General features: G+C 42.7%; 1 protein-coding gene. It reads left to right on the forward strand.

Annotated features, from left to right (window positions below; all coding sequences use genetic code 11):
- Positions 1 to 102: 102 nt before the first annotated feature.
- Positions 103 to 1,017: IS256 family transposase (locus ERX29_RS10745; protein ID WP_133444678.1), on the forward strand; the 915-nt coding region annotated here is incomplete at its 3' end.

Raw genomic sequence — 1,017 nt, forward strand, 5'->3', positions numbered from 1 at the left:
GGGATTGTAAAATAAACTGTGTAAGTAGAGGGCGTACGACTCTGCTACGCAGTTTATTTTTTTAGTGATAAAATCGAATTAACTTTTTAAGGAGGTCTATAGATGGCTAAGAAAAGACGTGATCCAAAATCTGTAGAACTGGCGCATCGAATTATTTCTGAGTACGCACCTGAATCAGTCGAAGACATGGAAAATGCACTGAAAGATATCTTTGGGCCGATGTTCGAGGCAATGCTTCAGGGAGAAATGCACAACCACCTGGGCTATTCATCTAACGATAAGTCTGAAAAAACATCGGAAAACAGAAGAAACGGCTATGGTAAGAAGACCCTCAGAACATCTAAAGGTAATATTGAAATTGACGTACCTAGAGATAGAGATGCCTCCTTTGAGCCGCACCTGATCAGAAAACGTCAACGGGATGTTTCAGAAATTGAGGATAAGGTCATTTCCATGTATGCCAAAGGCATGTCACAAAGGGATATCTCAAGTACGATTGAAGACATCTACGGGTTTTCAGTGTCCCATGAAATGATATCCGATATCACAGATGCGGTTATTCCTGAGATGGAGGAGTGGCAGGCTCGTCCACTTGAAAAGTGTTATCCGTTTGTATTCGTTGACTGTCTATATACGAAGATCAGAAATGATTACGAGATCAAGGAGTACGCTGTCTATACGATTCTTGGTTACACCATTGATGGAAATAAGCAGATACTCGGTCTATGGCTCAATGAGACTGAAAGCAAACATAAATGGATGCAGATCTTTGATGAAATCAAGGCCCGGGGCGTTGAAGACATCTTCTTCATCTCGATGGACGGCGTCTCAGGACTGGAAGCCGGAGTTAAAGCCATCTATCCGCAGACAATCGTCCAGAGATGCATCGTGCATCTGATTAGAAACGCCATCAAGTATGTGCCGAGTAAGGATTATAAGGCCTTTACCGCATCCCTGAAGAAAGTCTATGGTGCTCCTTCTATCAAGTCCTGCCTGACGGCATTTGAATCATTTAAG

Origin of the sequence: Macrococcus lamae (assembly GCF_004359545.1) — a bacterium.
Taxonomy (GTDB): Bacteria; Bacillota; Bacilli; order Staphylococcales; family Staphylococcaceae; genus Macrococcus; species Macrococcus lamae.